The 24,924-nt window shown below is 46.0% G+C and carries 25 protein-coding genes, 2 riboswitches and 1 other annotated feature; of the genes, 14 read left to right on the top strand and 11 right to left on the bottom strand.

The window, feature by feature from the left end; genetic code table 11:
• The first annotated feature begins 3 nt into the window (after nucleotides 1-3).
• Nucleotides 4-217 (top strand) — a binding site (T-box leader).
• A 62-nt stretch (nucleotides 218-279) separates the two neighbouring features.
• The 3 genes from proB to MHB78_RS16660 all read left to right on the top strand — a co-directional run bounded on the left by proB (nucleotide 280) and on the right by MHB78_RS16660 (nucleotide 3,174).
• On the top strand, nucleotides 280-1,377 hold the full coding sequence (gene proB / locus MHB78_RS16670; protein WP_046133022.1) for a glutamate 5-kinase: 1,098 nt from the start codon (nucleotides 280-282) through the stop codon (nucleotides 1,375-1,377).
• Nucleotides 1,378-1,391: 14 nt separating this feature from the next.
• Nucleotides 1,392-2,639, top strand: coding sequence for a glutamate-5-semialdehyde dehydrogenase (locus tag MHB78_RS16665; RefSeq protein ID WP_046133019.1), 1,248 nt, complete (start codon nucleotides 1,392-1,394; stop codon nucleotides 2,637-2,639).
• 109 nt (nucleotides 2,640-2,748) lie between these two features.
• Nucleotides 2,749-3,174, top strand: coding sequence for an organic hydroperoxide resistance protein (locus MHB78_RS16660; protein ID WP_046133020.1), 426 nt, complete (start codon nucleotides 2,749-2,751; stop codon nucleotides 3,172-3,174).
• Nucleotides 3,175-3,201: 27 nt separating this feature from the next.
• On the opposite strand, the gene MHB78_RS16655 is transcribed toward MHB78_RS16660, so the two are convergent.
• A complete protein-coding gene (locus MHB78_RS16655) occupies nucleotides 3,202-4,632 on the bottom strand; it encodes an IS1182 family transposase (protein WP_065894240.1) in 1,431 nt (476 codons plus the stop codon).
• 117 nt (nucleotides 4,633-4,749) lie between these two features.
• Entirely contained in the window at nucleotides 4,750-5,199 is a 450-nt protein-coding gene (locus MHB78_RS16650) for a MarR family transcriptional regulator (RefSeq protein WP_046131849.1), read from the bottom strand.
• Between the two features lie 144 nt (nucleotides 5,200-5,343).
• Between MHB78_RS16650 and MHB78_RS16645 the strand changes: the two genes are divergently transcribed.
• Nucleotides 5,344-5,757 (top strand): organic hydroperoxide resistance protein, encoded by a 414-nt coding sequence (locus MHB78_RS16645; protein ID WP_046131850.1) that lies wholly within the window; start codon nucleotides 5,344-5,346, stop codon nucleotides 5,755-5,757.
• 70 nt (nucleotides 5,758-5,827) lie between these two features.
• The gene (locus tag MHB78_RS16640; RefSeq protein ID WP_046131851.1) at nucleotides 5,828-6,475 is read left to right on the top strand and encodes a hypothetical protein; all 648 of its coding nucleotides are present in this window, start codon (nucleotides 5,828-5,830) and stop codon (nucleotides 6,473-6,475) included.
• Between the two features lie 17 nt (nucleotides 6,476-6,492).
• Here the strand turns inward: MHB78_RS16640 and MHB78_RS16635 are convergent, their stop codons facing one another.
• A complete protein-coding gene (locus MHB78_RS16635; RefSeq protein WP_046131852.1) occupies nucleotides 6,493-6,963 on the bottom strand; it encodes a nucleoside deaminase in 471 nt (156 codons plus the stop codon).
• 147 nt (nucleotides 6,964-7,110) lie between these two features.
• On the opposite strand from MHB78_RS16635, the gene MHB78_RS16630 reads away from it, so the two are divergent.
• Nucleotides 7,111-7,743 (top strand): histidine phosphatase family protein, encoded by a 633-nt coding sequence (locus MHB78_RS16630; RefSeq protein ID WP_046131853.1) that lies wholly within the window; start codon nucleotides 7,111-7,113, stop codon nucleotides 7,741-7,743.
• Nucleotides 7,744-7,875: 132 nt separating this feature from the next.
• Entirely contained in the window at nucleotides 7,876-9,228 is a 1,353-nt protein-coding gene (locus MHB78_RS16625; RefSeq protein WP_046131917.1) for an IS1182 family transposase, read from the top strand.
• A 130-nt stretch (nucleotides 9,229-9,358) separates the two neighbouring features.
• Here the strand turns inward: MHB78_RS16625 and MHB78_RS16620 are convergent, their stop codons facing one another.
• From MHB78_RS16620 to MHB78_RS16605, 4 genes are all read right to left on the bottom strand, one after another.
• The gene (locus MHB78_RS16620) at nucleotides 9,359-10,075 is read right to left on the bottom strand and encodes a hypothetical protein (protein WP_046132398.1); all 717 of its coding nucleotides are present in this window, start codon (nucleotides 10,073-10,075) and stop codon (nucleotides 9,359-9,361) included.
• Nucleotides 10,076-10,387: a hypothetical protein gene (locus tag MHB78_RS16615; RefSeq protein WP_046132397.1), complete on the bottom strand. Its 312-nt coding sequence runs from the start codon at nucleotides 10,385-10,387 to the stop codon at nucleotides 10,076-10,078. It lies immediately after the preceding gene.
• A 178-nt stretch (nucleotides 10,388-10,565) separates the two neighbouring features.
• Complete coding sequence (metE, locus tag MHB78_RS16610) at nucleotides 10,566-12,854, bottom strand: 5-methyltetrahydropteroyltriglutamate--homocysteine S-methyltransferase (RefSeq protein ID WP_046132396.1); 2,289 nt, start codon at nucleotides 12,852-12,854, stop codon at nucleotides 10,566-10,568.
• 150 nt (nucleotides 12,855-13,004) lie between these two features.
• Nucleotides 13,005-13,196, bottom strand: a riboswitch (cobalamin riboswitch).
• 120 nt (nucleotides 13,197-13,316) lie between these two features.
• A complete protein-coding gene (locus tag MHB78_RS16605) occupies nucleotides 13,317-14,270 on the bottom strand; it encodes a S8 family peptidase (protein WP_046132395.1) in 954 nt (317 codons plus the stop codon).
• A gap of 253 nt (nucleotides 14,271-14,523) precedes the next feature.
• Between MHB78_RS16605 and MHB78_RS16600 the strand changes: the two genes are divergently transcribed.
• The 3 genes from MHB78_RS16600 to MHB78_RS16590 all read left to right on the top strand — a co-directional run bounded on the left by MHB78_RS16600 (nucleotide 14,524) and on the right by MHB78_RS16590 (nucleotide 17,075).
• A complete protein-coding gene (locus MHB78_RS16600) occupies nucleotides 14,524-14,679 on the top strand; it encodes a transcriptional regulator SplA domain-containing protein (RefSeq protein ID WP_161797079.1) in 156 nt (51 codons plus the stop codon).
• Nucleotides 14,680-14,809: 130 nt separating this feature from the next.
• A riboswitch (M-box (ykoK) riboswitch) is annotated at nucleotides 14,810-14,975 on the top strand.
• A 262-nt stretch (nucleotides 14,976-15,237) separates the two neighbouring features.
• Nucleotides 15,238-16,593, top strand: coding sequence for a magnesium transporter (gene mgtE / locus MHB78_RS16595; protein WP_046132393.1), 1,356 nt, complete (start codon nucleotides 15,238-15,240; stop codon nucleotides 16,591-16,593).
• An 89-nt stretch (nucleotides 16,594-16,682) separates the two neighbouring features.
• Nucleotides 16,683-17,075 carry a hypothetical protein gene (locus MHB78_RS16590; protein ID WP_046132392.1) on the top strand — a complete coding sequence of 131 codons (393 nt, stop codon included), beginning with the start codon at nucleotides 16,683-16,685 and terminating at the stop codon, nucleotides 17,073-17,075.
• Between the two features lie 31 nt (nucleotides 17,076-17,106).
• Here the strand turns inward: MHB78_RS16590 and MHB78_RS16585 are convergent, their stop codons facing one another.
• Nucleotides 17,107-17,439, bottom strand: a complete 333-nt coding sequence (locus MHB78_RS16585; protein ID WP_046132391.1) for a MerR family transcriptional regulator — start codon at nucleotides 17,437-17,439, stop codon at nucleotides 17,107-17,109.
• Nucleotides 17,440-17,629: 190 nt separating this feature from the next.
• Between MHB78_RS16585 and MHB78_RS16580 the strand changes: the two genes are divergently transcribed.
• The 3 genes from MHB78_RS16580 (at nucleotide 17,630) to MHB78_RS16570 (ending at nucleotide 18,704) form a co-directional block, all read left to right on the top strand.
• Nucleotides 17,630-17,785, top strand: a complete 156-nt coding sequence (locus MHB78_RS16580) for a hypothetical protein (protein ID WP_099047028.1) — start codon at nucleotides 17,630-17,632, stop codon at nucleotides 17,783-17,785.
• Between the two features lie 103 nt (nucleotides 17,786-17,888).
• On the top strand, nucleotides 17,889-18,059 hold the full coding sequence (locus MHB78_RS16575; RefSeq protein ID WP_046132400.1) for a Fur-regulated basic protein FbpA: 171 nt from the start codon (nucleotides 17,889-17,891) through the stop codon (nucleotides 18,057-18,059).
• A 183-nt stretch (nucleotides 18,060-18,242) separates the two neighbouring features.
• Nucleotides 18,243-18,704 (top strand): MarR family transcriptional regulator, encoded by a 462-nt coding sequence (locus MHB78_RS16570; protein ID WP_046132390.1) that lies wholly within the window; start codon nucleotides 18,243-18,245, stop codon nucleotides 18,702-18,704.
• 3 nt (nucleotides 18,705-18,707) lie between these two features.
• Here MHB78_RS16570 and MHB78_RS16565 read toward each other — a convergent pair whose 3' ends face one another.
• The 3 genes from MHB78_RS16565 to MHB78_RS16555 form a co-directional block, all read right to left on the bottom strand.
• Complete coding sequence (locus MHB78_RS16565) at nucleotides 18,708-20,555, bottom strand: DNA ligase D (protein ID WP_046132389.1); 1,848 nt, start codon at nucleotides 20,553-20,555, stop codon at nucleotides 18,708-18,710.
• A 3-nt stretch (nucleotides 20,556-20,558) separates the two neighbouring features.
• Nucleotides 20,559-21,422 (bottom strand): Ku protein, encoded by an 864-nt coding sequence (locus MHB78_RS16560; RefSeq protein ID WP_046132388.1) that lies wholly within the window; start codon nucleotides 21,420-21,422, stop codon nucleotides 20,559-20,561.
• Between the two features lie 86 nt (nucleotides 21,423-21,508).
• Nucleotides 21,509-23,848, bottom strand: a complete 2,340-nt coding sequence (locus MHB78_RS16555) for a diguanylate cyclase (RefSeq protein WP_046132387.1) — start codon at nucleotides 23,846-23,848, stop codon at nucleotides 21,509-21,511.
• A gap of 214 nt (nucleotides 23,849-24,062) precedes the next feature.
• Here MHB78_RS16555 and MHB78_RS16550 point away from each other — a divergent pair, with 214 nt between their 5' ends.
• Nucleotides 24,063-24,719, top strand: a complete 657-nt coding sequence (locus MHB78_RS16550) for a DedA family protein (RefSeq protein WP_099047102.1) — start codon at nucleotides 24,063-24,065, stop codon at nucleotides 24,717-24,719.
• The last annotated feature ends 205 nt before the right edge of the window (nucleotides 24,720-24,924 follow it).

Genomic DNA, 24,924 nt, shown 5'->3' with positions numbered 1-24,924 from the left:
AATCAGCGAGCGTTGAAGAGGACCAGTAAGCAGTTTTTTCTGTGAAAGAGAGTGAAATGAGATGCTGAAACATTTCACCACATGAAACCTGCCGAACCTGCCTCAAGAGCCCTGGAGGGAAAACCCAGGCGCATCCCGGCGTTACAGGGGGAAAGCGGAATGCCGTTTTGCGCATTCAATGAAGGTGGTACCGCGGAAAGCTCTTTTCGTCCTTTTTTACAGGATGCAAAGGGCTTTTTTTATTGGTTTTAAGCCTTGATCATTTCGGAGGGAAAAAACGTGAAAAAACAACGGATTGTCATTAAAATCGGGAGCAGTTCTTTAACGGATGCAAAGGGCGGGATTGACGAAGCAAAGGTCAGCGACCACGTCCGGGCGATCGCCGCTCTGAAAAAAGAAGGCCATGATGTGATTTTTATTTCTTCAGGAGCTGTAGCGGCCGGCTTTTCCCGGCTCGGATATCCGGCAAGACCCGTCACTTTAAAGGGAAAGCAGGCCGCTGCTGCTGTCGGACAAAGCCTTTTGATGCAGCAATATATCCAGCACTTTGCCGAACACGGTTTGATGCCCGCGCAGATCTTATTGACGAGAAATGATTTTGCCAAAAGAGAGCGGTATCGAAACGCCTATGCGACCATCACGGAGCTGATCGAAAGAGGGCTTGTGCCCATCATTAATGAAAACGATTCGGTGTCTGTCGAAGAGCTGACATTTGGGGATAATGATATGCTGTCCGCGCTTGTGAGCGGATTGATCCATGCTGACAAACTGATCATTCTGACGGATATCAACGGTCTCTATGACTCAAATCCGGCTGAAAACCCCGGCGCCAAGCGCTTCGATTTTATCGCCGACATCACTGACGATCTATTAAGCTATGCCGGCTCGATCGGTTCAAAAGTCGGAACGGGCGGCATGAGGTCAAAGCTGTTGGCATCAAAAACAGCCCTTTCTCTCGGAGTCAATGTATTCATCGGCACGGGGAAGGGAGAAGACAAATTGATTCAGATTTTAGAAGGGAGAGGAGACGGAACGTACATCGGGCAGTCTGATCTGTCTTCTGTGAACAATCACAGGCAGTGGATTGCGTTTCATTCTCCGGTATCAGGAAAAATCACTGTTGATGAAGGAGCCGAACGGGCTTTGGCCGAAAACGGAAGCAGCCTGCTGCCGGCAGGTGTTACGGATGTATGCGGAGAATTTGCCAAAGGCGCAGTCGTCGAGGTCTATGGACCGAACGGCTTGGCAGGAAAAGGTCAGACGCTGTATTCGGCGGAAGAGCTTCTTCAAGTAAAGGGAAAACGGAGCGATGAATTCGAGCACGAAAAAGGGATAGAAGTCATCCATCGAGATGATTGGATTAGCATAAACGAATAGGGGGGCTGATTTAGATGAGTGAAGTGATCGAAAAAGCGAAAAAAGCGAAAATCGCAAAAGACGAGCTTGTACATCAGACGACGGAAAGCAAAAATGAAGCGCTTCGTCTGATAGCTGAAGCGCTTCGGATAAAACAGGACGACATTTTGGAGGCGAACGGAAAAGACATTGCCGCAGGCAAGGAAAAGGGGTTTTCGCCTTCGCTGCTGGACCGTCTCGCCTTAAGTCCGAAACGGCTGAACGATATTGCAGATGCCGTCCTTCTTCTTGCAGATCTTGATGATCCCGTGGGAGAAAGCCTTGAAACGATCAAGAAAGAAAACGGGCTTCTTATCGAGAAAGTCCGGGTCCCGCTCGGCGTTGTCGGCATGATCTATGAAGCCCGTCCGAATGTGACGGTTGACGCGGCGACCCTTTGCTTGAAAACGGGAAACGCCTGCATACTCCGCGGCAGCTCGTCTGCGATCAACAGCAACAAGGCGCTCGTCGGCGTCATACAGGAAGCGCTCGGCGCATCGAAGCTTCCAAAGGATGCCGTCCAGCTGATTGAAGATACGAGCAAAGAAACGGCAAAACAGCTGTTTACGTTAAATGATTACTTGGACGTATTGATTCCAAGGGGCGGAAAAAACCTCATCGACATGGTCGTGCGCGAATCGACGGTTCCAGTGCTCGAGACCGGAGCAGGAAACTGCCATATGTTCATTGACGAAACGGCAGAGAGCGAGATGGCTGAGCAAGTCGTCATCAATGCAAAAACGCAAAGGCCTTCGGTCTGCAATGCGATCGAAACGGTGCTGATCCACGAAAACTGGCCGAAGCGCTACGCAAAAGAACTGCTTCAAAAGCTTGAAAAAGAAGGCGTCCAAATCAAGGGGGATGAAGCGGTTTGCGAGCTGCTTCCTTCGGCGGTTCCGGCCGAAGAGCCCGATTGGGAAACGGAATTTTTGGCGCCGGTCGTCAGCGTCAAAACCGTCTGTGATCTGGATGAAGCGATCAGACATATCCACAAGTACGGAACGCGGCATTCAGAAGCAATTTTGACCGAAAATGAAGAAAACGCCCGCTTTTTCCTAACATCAGTAGATGCAGCGGCGGTTTATCACAATGCTTCAACCCGCTTTACCGACGGGTTTGAATTCGGATACGGCGCAGAAATCGGCATCAGTACGCAGAAGCTTCACGCAAGAGGTCCGATGGGTCTTAAAGCGCTGACTTCTTCTAAATATATCATTAAAGGAAACGGACAAATTCGTATATAACAGACTCACATTCTGCCTGAAACTTAGGCAGAATGTTTTTTTTATTGCATCTCCAATTTATATGTTGTAAAATTCAATTGTGCACAATATAAAATAAAGGAGATAAATCATGACAAAACCGTTATTTACATCCCGAGCCACTGCTAAAGGAGGAAGAGACGGAAAAGTCACCTCTTCTGACGGCGTGCTCGCGTTGGAGCTTGCCATGCCGGGAACGCCTAAAGCAAAGGAGAGGGGAGACGCCACCAATCCTGAACAGCTGTTTGCCGCAGGATATGCGGCTTGCTTTGACAGCGCATTGCAGCTCACCGCCAGAAAAGCGCGGCTGCAGATTGAGACTGAAGTGACCGCCGATGTCAGCCTGCTCAAGGATGAAGCGGACGGGGGATATAAGCTTGGCGTCAAACTGCAAGTGAAAGGAACAAATATTGAACCGGCAGAGCTTGAAAGCCTTGTTCATCAAGCGCACAAGGTCTGTCCGTATTCAAAAGCGATTTCTGAACATGTCGACGTCATACTTGAAATCTTGGCATAAAAAAAGCGCCTTCCAATTGAAGGCGCTTCAGACCGTTGACAAAACAGGTCGGATTTTTAAAATCCGACCTGTTTTTGTCCATTTTATTCTATTATTTCGATCAGAAGGCTGGCGGTTAGGACCTTTCCAGGTCCAATTCGCCAGCTTTTTCAGATTCATGGCAGCGAAAACAAGCATCGCCTGCATGGACAATTTTTTCTTTCCCCGTAGGGTTGTCCAGCGCAGGCCATGCTTATGTTTTAAATCGGCAAAAACTCGTTCGATCGTCTCTTTACGTTTGGCATAGATTTGTTTATTCTCTTCCGTATGCCGAAGATGATCAGCTTCGTCTAAATGATCCTGCCAGATATGTCTGTGAATCATCTTTCGATGATCTCTACTTTCTGTACATGTATGTAGTAATGGACATGGTTTACATCGTTTTGGATCTGAAGCATACTCTCGATAACCTTGCCGATTGGTTGTGCGATAGGAGAGAATATGGTCTTGCGGGCAGATATAGACATCATAAAATTCATCGTAAACATACTCGTGTTTTCTCATGAATCCTTTTTTGGTTTGCGGACGCGTGTAAGGCATAACAGGGCGAACGTTTTCTTCATGAAGAAATTTTGCGATAACCGGTGTTTTGTATCCGGCATCAACTGCGACCGTATGAGGCTTGGCAACGCGCTCTTTTACTTGTTGAAACAGCGACGCGAACACTTGGCTGTCATGGATATTGGCAGGCTCAACAACCGTTCCCAGCACAAATCCGTTCCGATCACAAGCTGTATGAAATCCATAGGCAAAAAGACGTTCTCGTTCGCCTTTGACAAAATATCCGCTCTCAGGATCAGTTGTACTTTCCTTTACTTCTCGTTCCTCTAAGCATCGCCTGGGCTTTAAGGGCTTTTTTCCGTTCGCTTCGCGATCGGCATTAATTTCTTGATCTAGCTGCTCCTGATAAGCTCTTGTTTCTTTTCTTACGATCTTTTTCACAAACTTTTTCTTATTGGCATTCGCTTTGACATGTGTGCTGTCGATGAAGGCGACCGAAGGATCGACGAGGCCGAGATCCATGGCTTGACGTAAAATCTTATAGAAGATTGTTTCAAATAGGTCTGTGTCATGAAAGCGACGTTCATAGTTTTTACTGAAGGTTGAAAAATGAGGGATTTTTTCAGAGAATCCATATCCAATAAACCAGCGATAGGCTACATCAGTTTCGATTCGCTTAATGGTTTCGCGCATGGAGCGATGACCAAACACGTATTGAATGAGCACCATTTTAATCAGTACAACAGGATCAATACTTGGACGCCCTTTTGAAGAATAAAGAGGGGCAACTTTTTCATAAATAAATGAAAAATCAATGGCTTCTTCCATCTTCCTGACCAAATGGTCTTCAGGTACAAGCTCACTTAAGGCAAAGACTTCAAGCTGTTCACGCTGATCTTTAGAGTGTTTGGTCAACATGGTAAAACCTCCAAAAATTAGATTCCACACACATTTTAACAAAAAAAGCTTGTCGATCAAGCCACTTTTTTTGTGACTTTGTCGACAAGCTGAAGCGCCTTCCAATTGAAGGCGCTTTTACTTTCTGTTTTCTTTCGTCATTGAAGCAAGAAGCGAACTGAGCGAGTGTTTTAATCGCTCGAGCTCTTCAGCGGGCAGGTTCGTCTGCGCCAGCATAGTTTGCGGGATGCAGCTTGCTCTTTCTTTCATCTCTGCACCGGAGGAAGTCAGTTTGACGATCACAGACCGTTCATCTTCAGGCGACCGTTCCCTCGTGATCAACCCGCGTTGCTCCATTCTTTTCAGCATCGGTGTCAGAGTCCCTGAGTCCAAGTAAAGAAGCTCCCCCATTTTCTTCACGCTTAAACCTTCATGCTCCCACAATAAAAGAAGCGCCAAGTATTGCGGATAGGTAATGTTCAGCTCATCGAGAAGCGGCTTGTACAGCTTCGTCATCTCGCGCGAACTGGCATAAAGCAGAAAACACAGCTGCCTGTCAAGCTTCATATGTTCAAATTCGTTTGCCATCGATTCACCAACTTTTATTTTGTTCCGTTTTTATTGTATAAGATTTTTCGTCTTTTTCCTATTCTTTCACAAGTATCATGTTTAAAAAGCGCGTTTTGTGAAATATAAGAAGTAAGGACAAAAACATTAGGGGAGGAAGTTGAGATGACTGCATTATTCACAGCAAAAGCAACGGCAAAAGGCGGAAGATCCGGACACGTCGCTTCAGATGACGGAATCCTGGATTACGATCTTGTCATGCCGAATGAAAAAAAGGAAGGAGAGACAGGAACAAATCCTGAACAGCTGTTTGCCGCAGGGTATGCAGCATGCTTCGGCGGCGCATTGGAACTCGTCGCCAAAAAGCAGGGCATTGATCTTGAATCTGAGGTAGAAGGCCGTGTAAGTTTAATAAAGGATGAAAGTGACGGCGGATTTAAGATTGGCGTTCAGCTCGTTGTCTCCGCAGGCGGATTGGAAAAAGAAAAGGCCGAGGAGCTTGTGAAGGCCGCGCACGAATTTTGCCCTTACTCCAAGGCGACGAGAGGAAACATCGATGTAGACCTGCAAGTGAAATAGCCTTTCAGGCGGGAAAGCAAACAGGAGTTTGCTTTCTTTTTTAGCATCCATTACTCGAAAGGAGCCCAACATGAAATATATGAAATGGACGATGATGATAACCGTTTTTCTTGTATTCGCCATGTTTTCGGGATGTGCCGGCGGCGCGCAGGAAAACGATCGGCAGCAGCCGGCTGATCAAGCCGCTCAGAAAAAAAGCGATTTAAGAAAATACTCTTATGATAAAGATAAGCAAACAGAAGACGACTTTGATCTTATCGGACAATATGTACAAGCTGAAGATGACCAGATGACCATCAAGATCAAAGATCAGGAAGTGATTATTACAAAAAGCAAACGCTTTAAGAACAATGAAGACTACGAAGACCTCATGGGCAAGCTTGTGAAAGTGGAGGTGAACGGAAAAAGCCAGGAAGCAGAAGAGATTGAGCTGATGCCGCAGTCGAAAGCCGATGAAAACGGCGTATATGAACAGGAAAAGGACGGAAGCCGAAAAATCGTCGCAACGCTTGTTGATGAAACAGGTAAACGGATTATAGTCAACACAAAAGCCGGAAACAAAACTTATCAGAAAACGGCTGATTTTGAGCGGGATATAGCAGAAAGTCCGGATAAGCTGAAGGGGAAAACGGTAAGGCTCAGCATTCAGAAGGACGGTAAAGCGGAAAGCCTGAACTTCGAAGCTGAAGATCAGCACCTTGACTGGTATAAACAATAGGGAGCCTTGAAGGCTCCCTAATATTGTATTTTATCGTCCGTTTGCTTCCATGTGAGGAAAGGTTCGAGCTTATCCCGAAGCTCTATATGATAAAAAGGAATCGTTCGGTCGCTCTGTTTTTTTCTGATTTCCTCATAAATAAACGAGTCGTCAAAACCGGCTGATGCGGCATCGGAATCCTTTGCTGCAAAGTACACTTCCTTTGGCCTCGCCCAGTAAATCGCCCCCAGGCACATCGGACAAGGCTCACAGCTTGTATAAATAATGCAGTCGTTCAGCTGAAAATCGCCAAGTGCTTCACAGGCAAGCCGAATGGCCGTCACTTCGGCATGTGCGGTCGGATCATTGCTCGTCGTTACATTGTTTTTCCCTTCGGCAATGATCCGGCCGTCTTTGACAATCACGCAGCCGAACGGGCCGCCTGTCCCGTCCTTTACACTTTCGACCGCAAGTTCGATCGCACGCTGCAAAAATGCTTCATGATTCATCTTTTGTATCCTCCTTGGTTGTCCTCATGATGATTATAGCTGATTGACAAAGAAAAATGAATTTAGTTCAGAATATTCTTTATTTTTGATTTCATATTTGGCATCACATAAAATAGACATACATAGAAATGGACGGGAGAGGATTTTTTGCTTACTTTGTATATTGCCAGACACGGACAGACCGAATGGAATATTGAAAAGAGAATGCAAGGCTGGGAGGATTCAAAATTAACGCCTTTAGGTTTGGCAAATGCCGAAGCGCTCGGCGAAAAGCTGAAGGACATCCCATTTCAGGCTGCATATGTCAGCACAAGCGGCCGTGCCGTAGACTCCGCTATGGCGATCCTCAAAAATCGTTCGATCCCTATCATCAAAGACGGCATATTTAAAGAAATTTCTCTCGGTTCTTGGGAAGGCAAGACATTTGAAGACATCAAACGAAACGATCCTGAGATGCTTGACGCCTACTTTCAGGCGCCTGAACGGTATATTCCGAATGAAGGGGAAAGCTTTCGCCAATTTGAAGGGCGGGTCAGACGGGCTCTGGGACAAATCACCGAAAAGCACCGGGAAGGAAACATTCTGCTTGTTACCCATTCCGTCTTCATCCTCATGCTGCTGAATATCTTCAAAAAACGTCCGATTGATGATGTATGGAATTCGAGCTATGTCCATGATACGGCGCTGGCTGTCGCCGCAATCAAGGAAAACGGAGACGCAGTCATATTAAAAGAAGGAGACGGAGAGCACCGGATTGAGCAGGCCGGCGCCACATGGTAATGATTAAAAAAGAAGCCTTAAAGGCTTCTCAGGCTGTCGAGAAAATCGACAGCCTTTTTCATTTTTTCCTTAAATTATCCATTTCACCATTTTATAATAAAGAAAAGCCTTCTAAAAGGACGGTGTCTGTTCATGTTCTACACAAGGAATTCTTCCCAGAACGAAGCTGAATTTGTATTGCTTGATCAGCTTGTTGAAGAGGATCACCTGCTTCGTAAAATTGACAAGTACATCGATTTCTCTTTTATCATTGAAAAGGTTAAACCTTACTACAGCGAAAATAAAGGCCGCCCCTCACTTGATCCGTTGATTTTATTCAAAATGATGTTTATCGGATACCTTTACGGTATCCGTTCAGAAAGACAGCTCGAAAAAGAAATTTACTATAATATGGCTTACCGATGGTTTTTAGGGTTAAACATCAACGATCCAGTTCCTCACCATTCAACCATCAGTTGGAATAGACGTACACGCTTTAAAGATACGACCATTTTTCAAGACATTTTCGATGAGATCGTTCTTCAGGCCATTAATCATGATATGGTAGGAGGCCGTGTCCTTTTCACAGATTCAACTCACCTCAAAGCCAATGCCAATAAGCATAAATATACGCGAAAAACGATTGAGCAGGATACACAAAACTATATAAAGGACTTGGATAAAGCCGTCCAAGAAGATCGGGAAGCACGCGGAAAAAAGCCTTTAAAAGCCAAAGAGGAGGTGAAAACTAAAAAGGAAATTCGTCATAGTACAACTGATCCCGAAAGCGGCTATCTTTACCGTGAAAACAAACCTGAAGGTTTTTTCTATTTAGATCACCGAACAACGGATATGAAATTCAATATCATCACCGATGCCTATGTAACGCCCGGTAATGTCCATGATTCTGCGCCTTATCTCGATCGATTAGACCACCAAATCGCACGATTTGGTTTTCAAGTTGAAGCCGTCGCTCTTGATTCTGGCTATCTGACAACTCCAATCTGTAAAGGACTGTCCGACCGTCGAATTTTTGGCGTTATTGCTCATAGACGCTTTCATCCTACAAAAGGTTTGTTTCCGAAGTGGAAGTTTCATTATGACCGTGAAAAAAATCAGTACATTTGTCCGAACGGACAAACACTCTTATACTCAACAACAGATCGAAAAGGCAACAGATTTTATAAGTCCAACCCTGAAAAGTGTGTCTCATGCCCTCTGCTTGAAAACTGTACAAGATCGAAAAACCACCAGAAGGTCGTCTCAAGACACATATGGGAGGACCATAAAGAAAAGGTCAGGCAAAATCGTTTGTCCGACTCCGGAAAAATCCTCTACAAAAAAAGAAAAGAAAAAATAGAGCGGAGCTTTGCAGATTCAAAACAGCTGCATGGGCTTCGCTACTGCCGGTTGAGGGGAAAACAAAATGTGAGCGAACAAGTTCTCCTCACCGCCGCTTGCCAGAATATGAAGAAGATTGCCACACACTTAGCCAAGCTTGGCTAAGTGTGTGGGAGGGCTTTTTCCTTTTATAAAGATTAAAAAATGAACAAGAAATTTTATGAAATAAAAAAGCTTGTAGGAAAAAACATGTTTTTCTCTACAAGCTGAGAAGCCTTAAAGGCTTCTTTTTTAATTACCAATCGCGTTCGCTTTCCCGCACGGGATCGCCAAGTTTCGCGGCGGAGATGTACGAAGAGTCGGACAGGCGAATCGTTTTGACATCGGATATGCCGGCTTTCGTTTTGACGTTTGCGAACGTGAAAACCGTGCGGGAAAGGGGGGAACCGGCAATTTGTCCGTATGCGATAAGGCACAGATTCCCCGTAACTTTCCGGCTTAGCAGGCGGCGCACAGACCAAAGCTGTTTTTTTCCTTGTTCATCAAACTGAAAATACGGAGTGCCGCGGTCTTTGAAGAACAGGCCGGACAGGCCGTTTTCTTTTAATTGCTTCATCAAAACAAGCGGCTCTGATAAAAGCGATGCTGTCAGCCTGAAGCTTCCGGACGGGCGCACTGATGCCAATAAGCTTATAATGGGCGGATAGCCTGTTAAGTGTCCGCCGCTTTGAAATAGCCGCGCCGCAAGCATTTGATCCGTTTTGATCATGCGGGCTTCAGTGTGTGAAAGCAAATGCTCCAGATCATCGAGCGTATGCAAGTATCCTTTGATTTCATGTTCCATGTCGGTTTGCGCCTGATCGATGGCGCTTGTTTTTGCCGCTGTCACGCTTGACAGCAGAACCTGCAGATGGCGGTTCAAACGGTGCATCAGGTCGCTGATTTGCTGATGGGAATGGCGAAATTGGCGGGCTAGGGCGTGCAAATCATGTACATTCAGGCGAATGGTCATTTAAAGCTCCCCGGCTTCCAGCTGAAGCCTTTCAATCTCCTCGGCGACACGCTGTTTCACGGTTCTCAGTCTGTCATACACGCGAAATTCCACGCGGTCGAGATCATCCAAAAGGGCGTCATACATTTCCCGCGCCTGGCCCCACCATCCGTTCATATGCATTTGATGAGCCTTTAAAATGCACGAGCTTTCATGTCTCAGCTCAGTTATAACAGAATTCAAATCTTTTACATAAAGTGTGAGAGAGTGAATATCTTCATCATACGCTTTTCTTTTTAATTCTCTTTCTAAGGATTTTCCATCGTCTATCACTACATATTTTCCTTCCCTTCCATCATCTACTATCAATATGTTAAAAGAAAAGAATCTGGAAAGAAATCGTACGAATGAATCAAAAGTCATAATAAAAATTTGCCGATTAAACCGCGATAATTAGTTCCTAAGAACTATAACGAAAAAGAACCATCCATACGGACGGTTCTTTTTGATATCAAACGGTTTGAGCGAGCTGGTCTCTCGCTTGTTTTGCAGCTTCAACCATATTTTTCAACGCGGCAATCGTTTCTTCAGGCTGTCTCGTTTTTAAGCCGCAGTCCGGATTGACCCAAAAACGGTCGGCAGGACAAACGTTCAAGGCATCCTGAATGATCGAGAGCATTTCATCTGCCGGAGGGACGCGCGGGCTGTGAATGTCGTATACCCCAAGACCGAGCCCTTTCAAATACGGATGCTTTTCAAGATAATCGAGGAATCCGCCGTGGCTTCTGCTGTGTTCGATCGTGATGACGTCCGCGTCAAGGTCTTCGATCGTGTCAACAATATCCTCAAAGTTGCTGTAGCACATATGCGTATGGATTTGCGTCGTATCCTTGACAGATGATGTGGACAATCTAAAAGCTTCAGCCGCCCATGAGAGGTACTCATCCCAGTCGCGTTCTTTCAGCGGGAGTCCTTCTCTTAAGGCCGGTTCGTCAACCTGTATGATTTGAATTCCGGCTTTTTCAAGCGCTTCGACCTCTTTTCTGAGGGCGTGCGCGATTTGAAATGCGATTTCTTTTCTCGGAAGATCGTAGCGGGCGAACGACCAGTTTAAAATCGTAACAGGTCCTGTCAGCATTCCTTTTACCTGTTTGGAGGTCAGGGATTGGGCGTACACCGTTTCTTTGACCGTCATCGGCTCTTTGAATTCGACATCCCCGTAGATCACCGGCGGACGGACGCAGCGGGAGCCGTAAGACTGCACCCAGGCATACTTGGTAAATGCGAACCCTCCCAGTTTTTCGCCGAAATATTCGACCATGTCCGTCCTTTCGAATTCTCCGTGAACGAGAACGTCAAGCCCGACCTCTTCCTGAATATCGATCCATTTTTTCGTTTCGGCTTTAATAAATGCCTCGTACTGCTCGTCTGACCATTCTTTTTTCCGCCATTTTTGCCGTGCGCTGCGCACTTCGGCGGTTTGCGGGAAGCTTCCGATCGTTGTCGTCGGCAAAATCGGCAGGCCGAGCGATTCGCTTTGAATGCGGAGCCGCTCTTCAAAAGGCGTCGCCCGCTTAAAGTCTTCTGCGGTCAGCCTGTTTCTTTCTTCAGCGAACGCCGTGTCCGCGGCGGTTCCAAATTGTTTAAGGGCTTCCAGATGCCTGTTTGCTGCATCGATTTGCTCTTTGACGGCCGCTTTCCCGGAAACCAATCCTTCCTTCAGCAGGCTGATTTCTGAAAGCTTTTCCTTTGCAAAGGACAGGCCGTTCAGCAAATCGCCGGCCAGCTGTTCATCGGGGTGCTTGGCGACAGGAACGTGAAGCAGGCTGTTTGAAGGCTGAATCCACACCTCTCCCACACCGAGTTCGCCGATCAGCTCCGTAATCCAGTCGAGCCGTTCTTCAAGGTTGGCTTTCCAAATGTTTCGCCCGTCGAGAATTCCGGCGGCAAGCACTTTATCTTTAGGGAAGCCGTGCGCTTTTACCTGTTCGAGGTTTTTTCCTTTGTCATGGACGAAGTCCAGGCCGATTCCTTCAACCGGAAAGGAGATCAGCTCCTCGTATGCATCAACCGAATCAAAATACGTTTGCAGAAGGATATTCAGCCCGGATACTTCGGCTGCAATCGCCTGGTAGATATCTTTCGCGGCGGCGACTTCGCCAGAAGAAGCCGTGACAAACGCAGGTTCGTCGATTTGTACCCATTTTACGCCTTCTTCTTCAAGTTCCTTCAGAAGCTGGATGTAAAGCGGGATCATGCTTTCGTAAATGCCTTTGATATCCTGTTTTTCGTAGCCCTTGGCCAGCGCTACAAACGTGTAAAGGCCGAGGATCACGGGTTTCGTTTCGATGCCCAATGCCTCTTTCGCCCGGCGGTAATCTTCAAGCGGCTTATTGTTTGTGAGGCGGTATTGTGCGTTTTTTTCATATTCAGGAACGATATAGTGGTAGTTTGTGTTAAACCATTTTGTCATTTCGCACGATACGGCTTCTTTTGTGCCTCTCGCCATTGCAAAATAAGTGTCCAAAGGATCGTTAATATGTTTGAACCTCTCCGGGATCCAGTTGAACATCACCGCCGTGTCCAGAACGTGGTCATAGAATGTAAAGTCGGAAACCGGTACGATGTCGATTTGCTGGTCAACCTGCGTTTTAAGGGCTGCAACGAATTGTTTGTCCATTTCGTTCAGGAATGTCTCACGTTCTTTGTTTCCTTTCCAATAGGCCTCAAGCGATTTTTTCCATTCCCTGTTCAAGCCGATTCTTGGAAATCCCAAGCTGCTTGTTTTCACATTTGTCATGTTAGGTCTCCTCCTTTTAATATTCAATAAAAAAAGACACTCACTCTCCGGATGGGTTGAAGGTGAATGCCTGATTCAGCATTTTTGTGAACGAGAAATAAACGTAGCCTTTTGTTACGTCAACTCGAACACCTCCTATCGACCGTAGGTATATGGTGTGTCAGAACAGGCAGGTCTCCTGGCTCATGAATCAGCGGTTATTTCACCCTTCCCGTATAGAAACAGTGGGTTTTCTCTGAAATAACCTCCTCAATTACAGTGGCGGGACCGCGTTGGATTTTCACCAATCTTCCCTTTTAAAATCTAACGTCACGCTAGATTACCGTGCTCCCGGTATGAAATTGTTTAGTAGATTATATACCGTGACGATCTTTTAGTCAAAATAATTTTTGAATTCTTACAATTAAAAAGATTCTGCGTCATAAAAAGGCTGCCGACAATGTCGGCAGCCTCCGGTTTCTTTTACAAGGAAAGAAGTCTTTTCTCGCCGGCTCTTTCAGCCAAGATTTCAGGTGCGGATAAATATAAAAAGCCGTTTCCGATCAGCGCTTTTGAGTAATCGAGAGGAAGGGTCCTGCGGATTAATTGGGCGTATAGTTCAGGCTCCGTCAGCTCCCGCTTGAATGCGTCCTCTTCGAAGGATTTGATCAAGGCGAGCGCGCCGCTTACGTGCGGAGTAGCCATAGACGTTCCGGTCAGCTTGCCGTATTGCCCATCCGGCAATGTCGACAAAATTTCTTCGCCGGGCGCAACCAGATCAATCTCTTTGTTGGCGTTTGAAAATTCCGACGATTCCCTCGTCAAAGACACAGATCCGACAGCGATCACTTCGTTGTATGCAGCAGGGTATGAATATTCCTCTGTACGGTCGTCTCCGTCGCCCTCGTTACCGGCGGCGCAGACGACAAGAACCCCGCTTTTGACGGCGTTTTGGATCGCTTCTTTTAATTCCGGTTCATCAGACGGACCGCCGAGCGACATTGAAATGATATCCGCTTTTTGCTCGACCGCGTAGTTGATCCCGTTGATGATCCATTCGTACTGGCCGCTTCCGTCTTCACCGCCGAGAACCTTGACGATTAAAAGGTTTGCCTCTGGCGCAACTCCGGAAATACCGCCGTTTTTATCATTGGCGGCGATCGTGCCCGCCACATGTGTGCCATGTCCATTATAATCGCTGATTTGATCTTCTTGTCCATCGTCATCGTCGGTGAAGTTTTTGCCTCCGATGATTCTGTCCGCTAAATCGGGGTGATTGACGTCACAGCCCGTATCAAGAACCGCGACGGTGACATCTTTTCCTTTAAAACCTTGTGACCACAGCTCCGGCGCCTTAATCGCATCGATTCCTTCCGGCAGTTCATTAACGTCCATAAACTTTTCGTCCGTCACATAAGGAATTAATCGCATTTGCATTTAAAAGCCCTCCCTGTTTTGTGCTGCTTAAGATGGGTTACAAGGTTGCATGATACTATTGTAAAACATTTATTTTGCTAAAAAAAAGGTTCATTTGTATGAATTTTATGAAAAATCAAAAAATACGGATAATAGAGGAAAAAAGTCGAATAATCGGTGAACTTGCTGATTCGATGAGTGAAAAGACCTGTCTCGTCTCATATTACGGCGGGCAAAAGGACATCCTATAATGAAAAAAGGAGGCGTTTTATATATGAAGGAAAAAGAAGACCGCGAACGGGATGTGCTGTCGATCAACGAAGCCGAATTTGTGCCGCATCCAAAGTTTGACGGGGAATATACACTTTTGCTGCATGAAAACTATCATTTTCTTTCGCGGGAAGATATTCCGGACGGCAGCGGAAAATAGCGGGCTTGCAGGGCACACCTAACGATATTTTTGGCGAAAAAGGGAACTAACGCATATAGATAAGAGATAAAGCCGTTTTAGTTATTGACAGGCACTCTTTTTTTCTGTAATCTCATTGTGTCCGGTAAATACAGCTCTTCGTTAGGTGAGGCTCCTGTATGGAGATACGCTGCTGCCCAAAAATGTCCAAAGACGCCAATGGGTCAACAAGAATCATCGACATAAGGTGATTTTTAATGCAGCTGGCATGTTTGCCTATGCCATACAGTGCTAAAGCTCTACGATTGAAGGCGTTAGGGTTTTATTATGTATGGCTTTTAACACCTTCATGCTCATGAAATAGGTGTTTTTTAATTTTTTGAGGAAAGTAAAGAGCGTATTTTCCAATTACGAAAACAATAGGAGGTGTGAGTATGGATTCTCCCCATTCGAGGCGGTCTAAACATACGAGAAACATCATCAATCACAAAACACTGATTCAATTTGAGGAGATCCTATTACCGCCGCACCTTCCGCTATGGCGATTACGGATCTCCTAAGAAGGAGGTACAGATTGCCATGGTACAGAACATGACATATGATGAACTGATTTTACGAATTATCATTTTGCTGAGAGACGGGAAACGCAAAGAGTTTCAAAACGTGTTAGAAGAACTCCAGCCTTACGATATGGCGATTTTATTTAAAGAAATGCCTGAAAAGCACCGCGGACGGTATCTGTCTTTTTTAACGGTTGAAGACATTACCGATCTGATGGGCGAGCTCGAAAAAGAAGAACAGCTCACAGTGTTGAACAAAGTCGGTAAAGAAAAAGCGGCCCATGTCATGAACAAAATGGACAATGACGACCTTGCCGCGCTCTTGGAGGAAATGGAGCCGAAGCTTAAAGAACAGCTTCTGTCAAGCATGGAAGAAGAGGAGTCTGAAGCGGTCAAGGTGCTGATGAACTATCCGCCTGAAACGGCGGGAAGAATCATGACGAACCGCTTTGTATGGATTCCGCAGCACTATACAGTGCAAGAAGCCGTCGTAAAGCTGAAAAGCTTTGCGGAGATCGCAGAATCGATCAACTATTTATACGTCATTAATGAAGCAAAGCAGCTCGTCGGCGTATTATCGTACCGCGACCTGATTTTGGCCGAACCGGGTGAAAAGGTTCAGGATTTGATGTTTACGAGGGTCATCTCTGCCGAAGCCCTTCAAGATCAGGAAGAGGTTGCAAGGCTGATTGAACGCTACGACTTCCTTGCGATACCGGTTGTTGAAAAGGATCAGAAGCTCGTCGGGATCGTGACGGTCGACGACATTATCGACATCGTCATCCAGGAGGCGAATGAAGACTACGAAAAATTCGCCGCTTCAGGTAAAGCGATCACGTTTGATACGAAATCGTACGTGGCGGCTTACCGCCGCCTGCCGTGGCTGATTCTGCTCTTGTTCATCGGATTGATCTCCGGAAGCATTATGAGCTATTTTGAAGATACGCTTCAACGGGTGGTCGCGTTGGCATTTTTCATGCCGATGATCGCCGGGATGACCGGAAATACGGGCACTCAGTCATTGGCTGTTGTCATCAGAGGCCTTTCTAAAGAAGAACTCAACAAGAAAACGATTTTCCGCTTAATTTTTCGCGAGCTTAGAACCGGCATTATCATCGGTTTGGTGTGCGCCGTTTTCATTACGGGAATCGCGATTGTCTGGCAAGGCAATTTGCTGCTCGGATTTGTCGTAGGAACATCGCTGTTTGCAACGCTTATCATCGGAACGATGGCGGGAACGATCGTGCCGATCATTCTGCACAAATGCAAAGTCGACCCTGCGATCGCATCGGGTCCGCTGATCACTACGCTGAATGACATTTTGTCACTTTTGATTTACTTTGGCATTGCAACTGCTTTTATTCATGCTTTATAACCCGTAAGCCCTCCTTTAACGGAGGGTTTTTTACTTGCCAGGCTTTAAGAACATTTTATATATTTAGGCGGGGGAAGGGGGATTGGGGCATGCAAAAAATCGCCGCGGTTATGTTGTTCATGGCTTTTGCCATCATCACCGGCTGCCAGGATCAGAATAAAGATGAGGGGAAAGACCGGCGGCTTGCCGCCGCTGAAGACATGCTTGAGGCCATCATGGAAGACGATCTGCCGAAAATGAAACAGCTTTATGTCGAAGGTGCGACTCCTTCGCCTGAAGAAGTTCTTAAAGCTAAAAGGAATTGGGGAATTTCCGGGCTTGATAAGAATGACTTTCAAATGTATGAAGCAAGCATCCACGTGTTTCACGCTTCTTACAAGGCGAAAAGCGGAGAGCCCGGAAAAATCGCGTTTCGCATCCGCAATGATCCAGACAAGGGTGTCATGATCGACTACATCGGGCATATAGCCGGCAAGCAGTGAGGACGAATCGTGTGACGAACGATTCGTTTTTTTAACGGTTTCTGTATTTAAAATGTGCGTTAAGCTGCCCCTCGAGCATTTTTTTTCTCAGCTGCTGGTCGTTTTTTAGGCTCTGCTCTTTTTTGCGCATATCCTTGAGGATCTCCGCCGTCTGGACGCCGTCCTCGCGTTTGTTCGCAATATCCATCAGCCGTTCCACATCTGTGAAAGAATATTTTCTCGTGCCCCTTGATGAGCGGTGCGGATAGATCAGTTTCCGTTCTTCGTAATAGCGGATCTGCCGCACAGATAAGCCCGTCAGCTCGCTGACGATGCCGATGGAAATCACTTTTTTATCCTTATAAGAAAGATCTTCGACTGACATTTTCCCACCCCTAAGATGACTTTTTTTGTATTATATAAGAAAATGCGATAAAAAAACTGCCATTTGTCAGAAAATCTAACATAGATTAAGAAGTTTTTTAAAAACCACGGAAGAAAAGTTTACAGAAAGGATGCAGACCGAAGATTACTCCTATATGCTTTAGCTATAGTGCTGATTAGGAGGAATATTCATGAAAGAACACAAAGCCGTCTCACTCGCTAAAGAAATCGTCGCATTGGACATCAAAAGGGATGAGCTGCTGGAGACTTTGATGAAGCTTGCCGGAAACGATGCATTTCCGCTGCTCAGGGCGGTGCAGAACGGTCTTTATCGGAAATCCTCTTAAAGTCCTGAAGGGAGTGGGGCAATTTTAACACGGTCTTCATATTGCCTTAACAAACAATGGGTATTCTTGACTTAAAGGATACACCAAAATGAAAGGAGAAGTCATGAGTAAATTATTGAAACTTGCATTGGAAAAAGAACGGAACCACTATTCGGAAAAATTGATTTCGATTGGTGTATATAAGCGGGATCATGTGCAGAGAATGACGATTTCGGAGCTCCGAAACGAATATTTTTATTTTTTCCGCAAAAATAAAGCCCCCTTTTCAAAATAAGACGTTTTGAAAAATGCGGGCTTCTTTTTAATGTGTTAAAAAAAATAAGAAGGAGTTTTCTTTCGTATAACGAAAATATAATACATATTGAATAGAGGAAAATAGCGCCCTTTTTTTGCTATGTATGTAAGGGTTTTCATTTTCCTGTATTCATTTAAGAAAATTGTATAAGAGGTAGATGATATGAGACTTTCGTTTAATGAGGAAGAAGTTCACCGCGCTATGTCATTGTACAAGGTTTTTGCCAGGGCTTTTAAAAGCATTTCGGAGCATAGTATACGGGACAGCAAAGAACATGGCTTTAACCCTACGGAATTTGCTGTACTGGAGCTTTTGTATACAAGGGGTGCCCAAAAGCTGCAGCAAATCGGTTCCAGGCTGCTCCTTGTAAGCGGGAATGTAACGTATGTGATCGACAAACTGGAAAAAAACGGTTTCATCAAACGAGAGCAGGATCCGAAGGATAAACGATCCGTTTACGCCAGCTTGACGGAAAAGGGCAAAACATATCTTGACGAGATTTATCCGATCCACTCCATGAGAATCGCCCGGGCGTTTTCGGGTCTGACAAAAGAAGAGCAGGAACAGCTGATGGCTTTGCTCAAAAAAGCCGGAATTCACAGCCAGCACCTTTTGTTTCGCTGATCTTCAGCTTTCCGCCCGCCCGGTTTCTTTCAAGTGATCGAGAATCGCTTTGATCTGTTTATCCTGGGGCTGTCTGAAAAAACTTTCGAAAGGGCATCCTATTTCTTTTGTCCGTTTTACGACAGCCTCCATTGTAAAATCGGCGGGAGACAGCTTTTCGCCGACTTCCTCCCAATAAAGCGGAGCTGCGACCGTGCCGAGCTCATTTCCCCTTGCGGAATACGGGCAGATGATCGTTTTGCCCGGCGCGTGCTGTACATAGTCGATATAAAGCTTTCCGCCCCTGTTTTTTATCAGCCGTTCTGTTGTAAACAGATCGGGAAAAAGCGATACGCAGTATGATGCGGCAAAGCTTGTGAATAGGCGGGTGTCTTCATACGTAAACGCGTTTTTTGAAATCGGTATATAAATTTGTATCCCTTTGTTGCCGGACAGCTTCGGAAAAGAAACGAGGCCGAGCTGATCAAATAAACGGCGAAGCTCTTCCGCGGCGCGGACAGCGAGCGGAAATTCCGATTTCGACGGCGGATCAAGGTCGAATACGATTTCGGTAGGATTTTCGGTATCGACCGTTTGAAAAGGGATGTGAAATTCGAGCGCAAGCTGATTTGCAAGCCAAAACAAAACGGAGTAATCACGGCATACGATGTGTTCGTGCTCATCATCTTTGACTGAAGTCACAAACTCCGGGGCGTAATCAGGCTTATTTTTTTGAAAAAAAGATTCTCTTCCCGCCCCGTGCGGATATCGGATCACGGTAAGTGCGCGGTTTTCCAAAAAAGGGAGCAAAACATCGCCGATTTCGGTTATATAGCCGACATAATCGGCTTTCGTTTTGTTGCTTTCAGGAAAAATCACCTTGTCAAGGCTTGTCAGCTGCAATGACGGGTGCACATTTTTTGAATGAAGCAGAAGCCGTGTATACGTACATTCCTCCCATGTCATATCAAATTCAAAAGAGACAAACGATACCTCGCGAAGCGCACCGAAATGAATCGTTAAATAATGCACAGTCAAACAAATGGAAGGATCGATGACGTATTCTCCAGGTTTGGTTTCGGTTCCGTGTTCGGTTATGATGGCGAGGATGGCATTCCTCTCCTGTTCTCCGAGCCCGTGGGATACAGAGCCCATTTCCCTGATGTGTCCGCGGTCGGAAACAGCGATCGACATATAGCCGTTTGCCTTGTTATACCCCGTCATAAAAACGGAGGCTCTCTTATAGTTTTTAAGTTTAAGCCACTCGGCCGTCTTTTTATTTTCGAGCCACCGGCTGTCTTTTTTCTTCGCAACAATTCCTTCACCGTCAAACCTTTTGATTGAGCTCCAAAGCGAATCAAAATCCCGCGTCTCGGGGATCAATTGAATCCGTTCATTTGAACGGGGATCGGGGGCCATCGGAAATCCAAGGCTCTTAAGCAGGCCGGATAACTCCTGCTTTCGCTCTGTATAGGGAGAGGATGTCATCGTTTTTCCTTTGTAAGTCAGCAGATCAAAGGCGAGAAAGTGGCACGGTTTTTTTTCGGCCGCTTTTTCGATCAGTTCCTGATTTTTCATCATGCCCCTTTTTTGCACGTACTCAAAGTTGGAACGAAAGGGGTTTGCCAAAGAGACGATTTCGCCGTCGAGCGTAAACGGAAGGTGGTCGTAAAAAGCGGTCAGCTTTCTTTTTGCAAATATCGCAATTTCCGGGAAGAGACCGTTCAGAGGCTGGCCGTTTCTGCTGATCAGGGAGACATCCGTTTTTGAAACCGTCAACAGCGCCCGGTAGCCGTCGTACTTTGTTTCATACCGCCACATTTCGCCCGAAGGAGGCACGGACGTAAGGACGGGCTGCATCGTAATGGCCATCTGTTATTTTGCTTCGGAGGCTTTTTTGCGCGAGGTTTTTCGTTTTTTGTCCTCCGCTCCTTTCGTAATTGCAGCTTCTTGCTTTTTCGGAGCTTTCGTCCGTTCGATGCTTGCCTGAAGGGCGCTGACGAGATCGATGACATCCTCCCGCGGTGCAGCGGCAGCACCTGGCGTGACGCCTTCATTCTGATCGATTTTTTCTTTGATTTTGTCCATGACCGCAATTCTGTAAGTATCCTCGTATTGTTCAGGAGCAAATGAGGTCGTGAGCTCATCGATGAGTGAAATCGCCGTTTGCAGCTCTTTTTGATTGACATCCGTTTCTTCGGGAACGCCGGGAACGTGGGCAGAGTTCCTAACTTCATCAGGATAGTGGATCGATTCCATTAAAATGCAGTTTTCGTACACGCGTAGGATGGCCAGCTGTTTCTTTGAGCGGATGGTGATGTGGGCGATTCCGATTTTTTCCGTTTTTCTCAGCGCTTCCCGAAGCAGAGTATACGCTTTTGTACCGTTGTCTCCCGGTCCGACGAAATATGAACGGTTAAAGTAGATCGGATCGATCTCTTTTAATTGTACAAAGTCGACGATTTCCACCGATTTTTCTTCCTGTTCTTCTTTAAGCTGTTTCAGCTCTTCATCCGTTAATACGACATATTTGCCTTTTACATATTCGTATCCTTTGACGATATCATCAGGGGCCACTTCCTCATGGCAGTTTGTGCATTTTTTTTCGTATTTGATCGGGGCTCGGCATTCTTTATGAAGCGAGCGCAATTTCACGTCTTTATCTTCCGTCGCTGCAAACAGTTTCACCGGGATGTTGACAAGACCAAAGCTGATCGAGCCTTTCCACATCGTATGCATCGGTCCAACTCCTTTTTTCCTTAGTGATTCCTCGGGGCAGATTGTTTCATGAATAGTAACTTATGGATTCAAAAAAGCATTCAGGTTTAAACCCGAATGCTGCCATGTTCAGATAAGAGCTTTTCTATTTCTTCAGCGGAAAGGAGACAGCCGGGGTCCTGTTGGAAAACCCCGCAGCCCTTTGCCAATAACCATTCTTTCTGTTCCGCGGTTTTGGCTCCTTCGGCGGCGGTTTCCAGTGAAAGATGGCGGGCGAATGAAATGATCGCTGCAGCCATCTGTTCTGATTTTGAATCTGATGGAATCCCTTTAATGAAGGATTTGTCGATTTTGATTTTGCTGACAGGCAGGTCTTGCAGGACGTTTAAGGAACTGCTGCCGGTTCCGAAATGATCGATCGTGATTCCGACTCCGAGCATTTTTAATGAAACGAGCTTTCTTTTTGAATACGGCAAATGATCCATAATCATGGCTTCGGTGACTTCCACTTCAATCAATCCGGGCGGGAGCCGGTGCGTCGCCAAGCTTTCTTCGAAGTCTTGTATGAACCTGTCGGATTGGAAGTGCCGTGGCGGCACGTTTACGGCTACGGTCAGCGGCGTTCCGCTGTCATGCCATTTTTTTGCCTGCCGGCAGGCTTCATCGATCATCCATTTCCCCAATTCAGCCGTCATGTCTTCAAGGCGTCGAATCGGCTCATCTGTTGCATTGAGGCATACCGCTTCTGCCCCTGCCGCTTTTTGTGTGGAAACGCTGAATTGCGGAACATACATGAGGATAAGCGATTCCTTCATGTCAGGCTTCTTTTTGGTCGATGGAGAGAAGTATTGGTATCTGCTTTTATTTTTTTCTTTTACGGAATACATGGCCATATCCGCTTTTTTCATCAGCTCCTCACCGTCCGTTCCGTCGAGCGGAGAGATTGCAATACCGATGCTGACGGACGTTTTCAGCCTGTGTTCTTTAATATGAAAAGCCGTTTCAAATTGCCGGATCAATTGTTGTGCCAGCCTGTCAATGTTTTCCCGCGGATCTGCAGGGATGATGATAATGAATTCATCTCCCCCCAATCGCGCAATAAACCCTTGTTCAGGCATACAGGCCGCCAAGCGCTTTGAAGCCTCTACCAAAAGCAGGTCTCCGATGTCGTGGCCAAGGGCGTCATTAAATTCCTTAAAGCGGTTTAAGTCCAAAAACAAAACGGCTGTGCTTCCGCTATGTTGATGAAGGACATTTTCCAAATGGATACATGCGTATCTTCTGTTCGGCAAGTCCGTTAAAGCGTCATAATGGGCCATTCGGTGAATCTTTCGTTCGGCTTCGCGCTGCTTTGTCATATCTTTGCAGATGAGATATATGCTGTCAAGATTCTGTCTGACATAAACGGGAATCAGCGTCAGATTTAAGTCGAACTGTTTGCCGTACAGCGTGATTTGCGTATCGCGGTTGAGCGCTTGCTTTTCACTTTTTACTCGATGAAACCAGCCGAGAAGCCTTTCACGCTCTTCATGCGGAAAAACAGACGAGAGCATGGCAGGGGTTTCTATTCCCATCTTTTTCAGAAGCCTGCATCCGGACGAATTGGCGAAAAGCATGCGCCCTTCAAGCGAAAAAACATAGATCGGATCAATATTATAGTTGATTAAAGATTGAAAACGCTCTTCGTTGTCCCGGATTTTTTCGGCTTGAATCAGCAGGCGCTTGTCGTGAAACGCGCCGAAAATCAAAAGAGCCTGAAGCAAAAGGGTGAAGATGACGATGGCAATCCCTAATTGGACCGTATCCATTTCCCCGTGTCCGTGGCTGATTCCTTGTTGCATGTAAAGCGTTGCCGCCGCCATACCGGTATAGTGCATGCCTGAAATCGCGCCGCCCATTAAAATCGCGCTTGCGATTTTAATAAACTGAGTCCGAAATGAACCTCTTCTTTTCGCGAAAACACGCGATAGCTTCAAGGCGGCGAAAGAGGCTGTAATGGCAATCGCAAAAGATGCCGTATAAAGAACGGGTTGATAGACGATCTTTATGTGTTCCATCGACTCCATCCCGATGAAGTGCATCGATGCAATGGCGACACCCATTGCAAAACTGGCGGCCCAAAGCCTTAAACCAGGCATGTCCTTTCCGTTTATCACGTAAAATGATACGAGGGAACCGCTGAAGGCGACAACAATCGACAGCATGACAAGCCAAAAATCGTACGTCATGGCAGCCCCGGTTTGAAACGAGATCATGCCGATAAAGTGCATGGACCAGATGCCAAGCCCCATCGTCAAGGAGCCGGCCAAAAGCCACCCTTTGCTTTTCCAGCCTTTCGTATGTACGACCCGTTCGGATAAATCAAGGGCCGTATAGGCTGCCAAAACCGCCGTAATGTATGATAAAACAATCAGCCATCCATTATAATCACCTGAAACTTGTGTCACTTTTTTCTCCGCCTTTTCTGAAGATGTAGAATAGAAGCCGAATGCTTGCCGTGGAAAGGCTGCCGGGTAAAGCGGCATTCGCTATAATTTGTGAATTATACTACATATGATGTTATTCGCCAATGGACGATCATATCCTTCCGGTCTCATAAAGCCATTTTCTCAATGAGGCTGAATGTGTTAAAATCATTTTGTGCGTTCTTTAGAACTTGAAATTATCAATCGTTTAAAGGTTGTGATCGATATCGAAGAATTGATTCTATCAATGGCAGAAGCATTTAAAAGTCTATCGTATTTCGGGATTTTTTTGGCGCTGTGCATCGAATTCGTGCCTGCAGAAATCGTCCTTCCGCTTGCCGGATATTGGGTCTATCAAGGAGACATGTCTATGTGGGGCATCGTTCTTGCGGGATCGCTCGGGGGTGTCGTCGGGCCGCTGACTCTTTACTGGCTCGGCAGATACGGGGGGCGTCCATTTTTAGAGCGATACGGCAAATACTTTTTCATCAAGCCTGAGGCGCTTGATAAGGCTGACCGCTTTTTTGAGAAGCATGGCGGGTTTGTCGCATTCAGCGGCCGGTTTATTCCGGGTATCAGAACGCTAATTTCGATTCCGTGCGGACTTGCAAAAATGAATGTGTGGGCCTTTTGCATGTATACATTCTTCGCGATTACGCCGATTACGTTCGTATATGTTTATTTAGGCTTTTATCTCGGCGAAAACTGGAAAAATGTCGGCAGCCTCCTCGACGGGTACCTTCTCCCGATCGGTATCGCTATTGTCGTTCTGTTTATTTTGTATCTTTTTTGGAAAAACAGGAGAAACAAAATCAAAGCAGCTCAGCCTTTTCTAGATAAAAATAGGGATTGACAGCAGAACGTTCGGAGGTTACTATTATCTTATAATTCAATATTTTTTCTTTTTTCCCAAAGGGGAGTAGCGTCCGGATGTAACCCGGAAACAAAGTCGTCAGTTCATGGATGTTCATCCATCGGCTTTGTTGGCATGTTTTAATCAATGACCATGTCTAGCAAGACCTTTGCCTAATGTTGGCAGAGGTCTTTTTTGTTTGCCG

The sequence above is a fragment of the Bacillus sp. FSL K6-0138 genome, assembly GCF_037982765.1.
Taxonomy (GTDB): domain Bacteria; phylum Bacillota; class Bacilli; order Bacillales; family Bacillaceae; genus Bacillus; species Bacillus glycinifermentans.
Note: the sequence above shows the minus strand (reverse complement) of the source record. Positions and strands in the feature narration are given on the sequence as shown.

Excerpts from the sequence above, each read along its gene's own strand:
- MHB78_RS16665 (WP_046133019.1), top strand. The coding sequence starts at position 1,392 with ATGAGTGAAGTGATCGAAAAAGCGAAAAAAGCGAAAATCGCAAAAGAC.
- MHB78_RS16660 (WP_046133020.1), top strand. The coding sequence starts at position 2,749 with ATGACAAAACCGTTATTTACATCCCGAGCCACTGCTAAAGGAGGAAGA.
- MHB78_RS16655 (WP_065894240.1), bottom strand. The coding sequence starts at position 4,632 with ATGTTGACCAAACACTCTAAAGATCAGCGTGAACAGCTTGAAGTCTTT.
- MHB78_RS16650 (WP_046131849.1), bottom strand. The coding sequence starts at position 5,199 with ATGGCAAACGAATTTGAACATATGAAGCTTGACAGGCAGCTGTGTTTT.
- MHB78_RS16645 (WP_046131850.1), top strand. The coding sequence starts at position 5,344 with ATGACTGCATTATTCACAGCAAAAGCAACGGCAAAAGGCGGAAGATCC.
- MHB78_RS16640 (WP_046131851.1), top strand. The coding sequence starts at position 5,828 with ATGAAATATATGAAATGGACGATGATGATAACCGTTTTTCTTGTATTC.
- MHB78_RS16635 (WP_046131852.1), bottom strand. The coding sequence starts at position 6,963 with ATGAATCATGAAGCATTTTTGCAGCGTGCGATCGAACTTGCGGTCGAA.
- MHB78_RS16625 (WP_046131917.1), top strand. The coding sequence starts at position 7,876 with ATGTTCTACACAAGGAATTCTTCCCAGAACGAAGCTGAATTTGTATTG.
- MHB78_RS16620 (WP_046132398.1), bottom strand. The coding sequence starts at position 10,075 with ATGACCATTCGCCTGAATGTACATGATTTGCACGCCCTAGCCCGCCAA.
- metE (WP_046132396.1), bottom strand. The coding sequence starts at position 12,854 with ATGACAAATGTGAAAACAAGCAGCTTGGGATTTCCAAGAATCGGCTTG.
- MHB78_RS16605 (WP_046132395.1), bottom strand. The coding sequence starts at position 14,270 with ATGCAAATGCGATTAATTCCTTATGTGACGGACGAAAAGTTTATGGAC.
- MHB78_RS16600 (WP_161797079.1), top strand. The coding sequence starts at position 14,524 with ATGAAGGAAAAAGAAGACCGCGAACGGGATGTGCTGTCGATCAACGAA.
- mgtE (WP_046132393.1), top strand. The coding sequence starts at position 15,238 with ATGGTACAGAACATGACATATGATGAACTGATTTTACGAATTATCATT.
- MHB78_RS16590 (WP_046132392.1), top strand. The coding sequence starts at position 16,683 with ATGCAAAAAATCGCCGCGGTTATGTTGTTCATGGCTTTTGCCATCATC.
- MHB78_RS16585 (WP_046132391.1), bottom strand. The coding sequence starts at position 17,439 with ATGTCAGTCGAAGATCTTTCTTATAAGGATAAAAAAGTGATTTCCATC.
- MHB78_RS16580 (WP_099047028.1), top strand. The coding sequence starts at position 17,630 with ATGAAAGAACACAAAGCCGTCTCACTCGCTAAAGAAATCGTCGCATTG.
- MHB78_RS16575 (WP_046132400.1), top strand. The coding sequence starts at position 17,889 with ATGAGTAAATTATTGAAACTTGCATTGGAAAAAGAACGGAACCACTAT.
- MHB78_RS16570 (WP_046132390.1), top strand. The coding sequence starts at position 18,243 with ATGAGACTTTCGTTTAATGAGGAAGAAGTTCACCGCGCTATGTCATTG.
- MHB78_RS16565 (WP_046132389.1), bottom strand. The coding sequence starts at position 20,555 with ATGGCCATTACGATGCAGCCCGTCCTTACGTCCGTGCCTCCTTCGGGC.
- MHB78_RS16560 (WP_046132388.1), bottom strand. The coding sequence starts at position 21,422 with ATGCATACGATGTGGAAAGGCTCGATCAGCTTTGGTCTTGTCAACATC.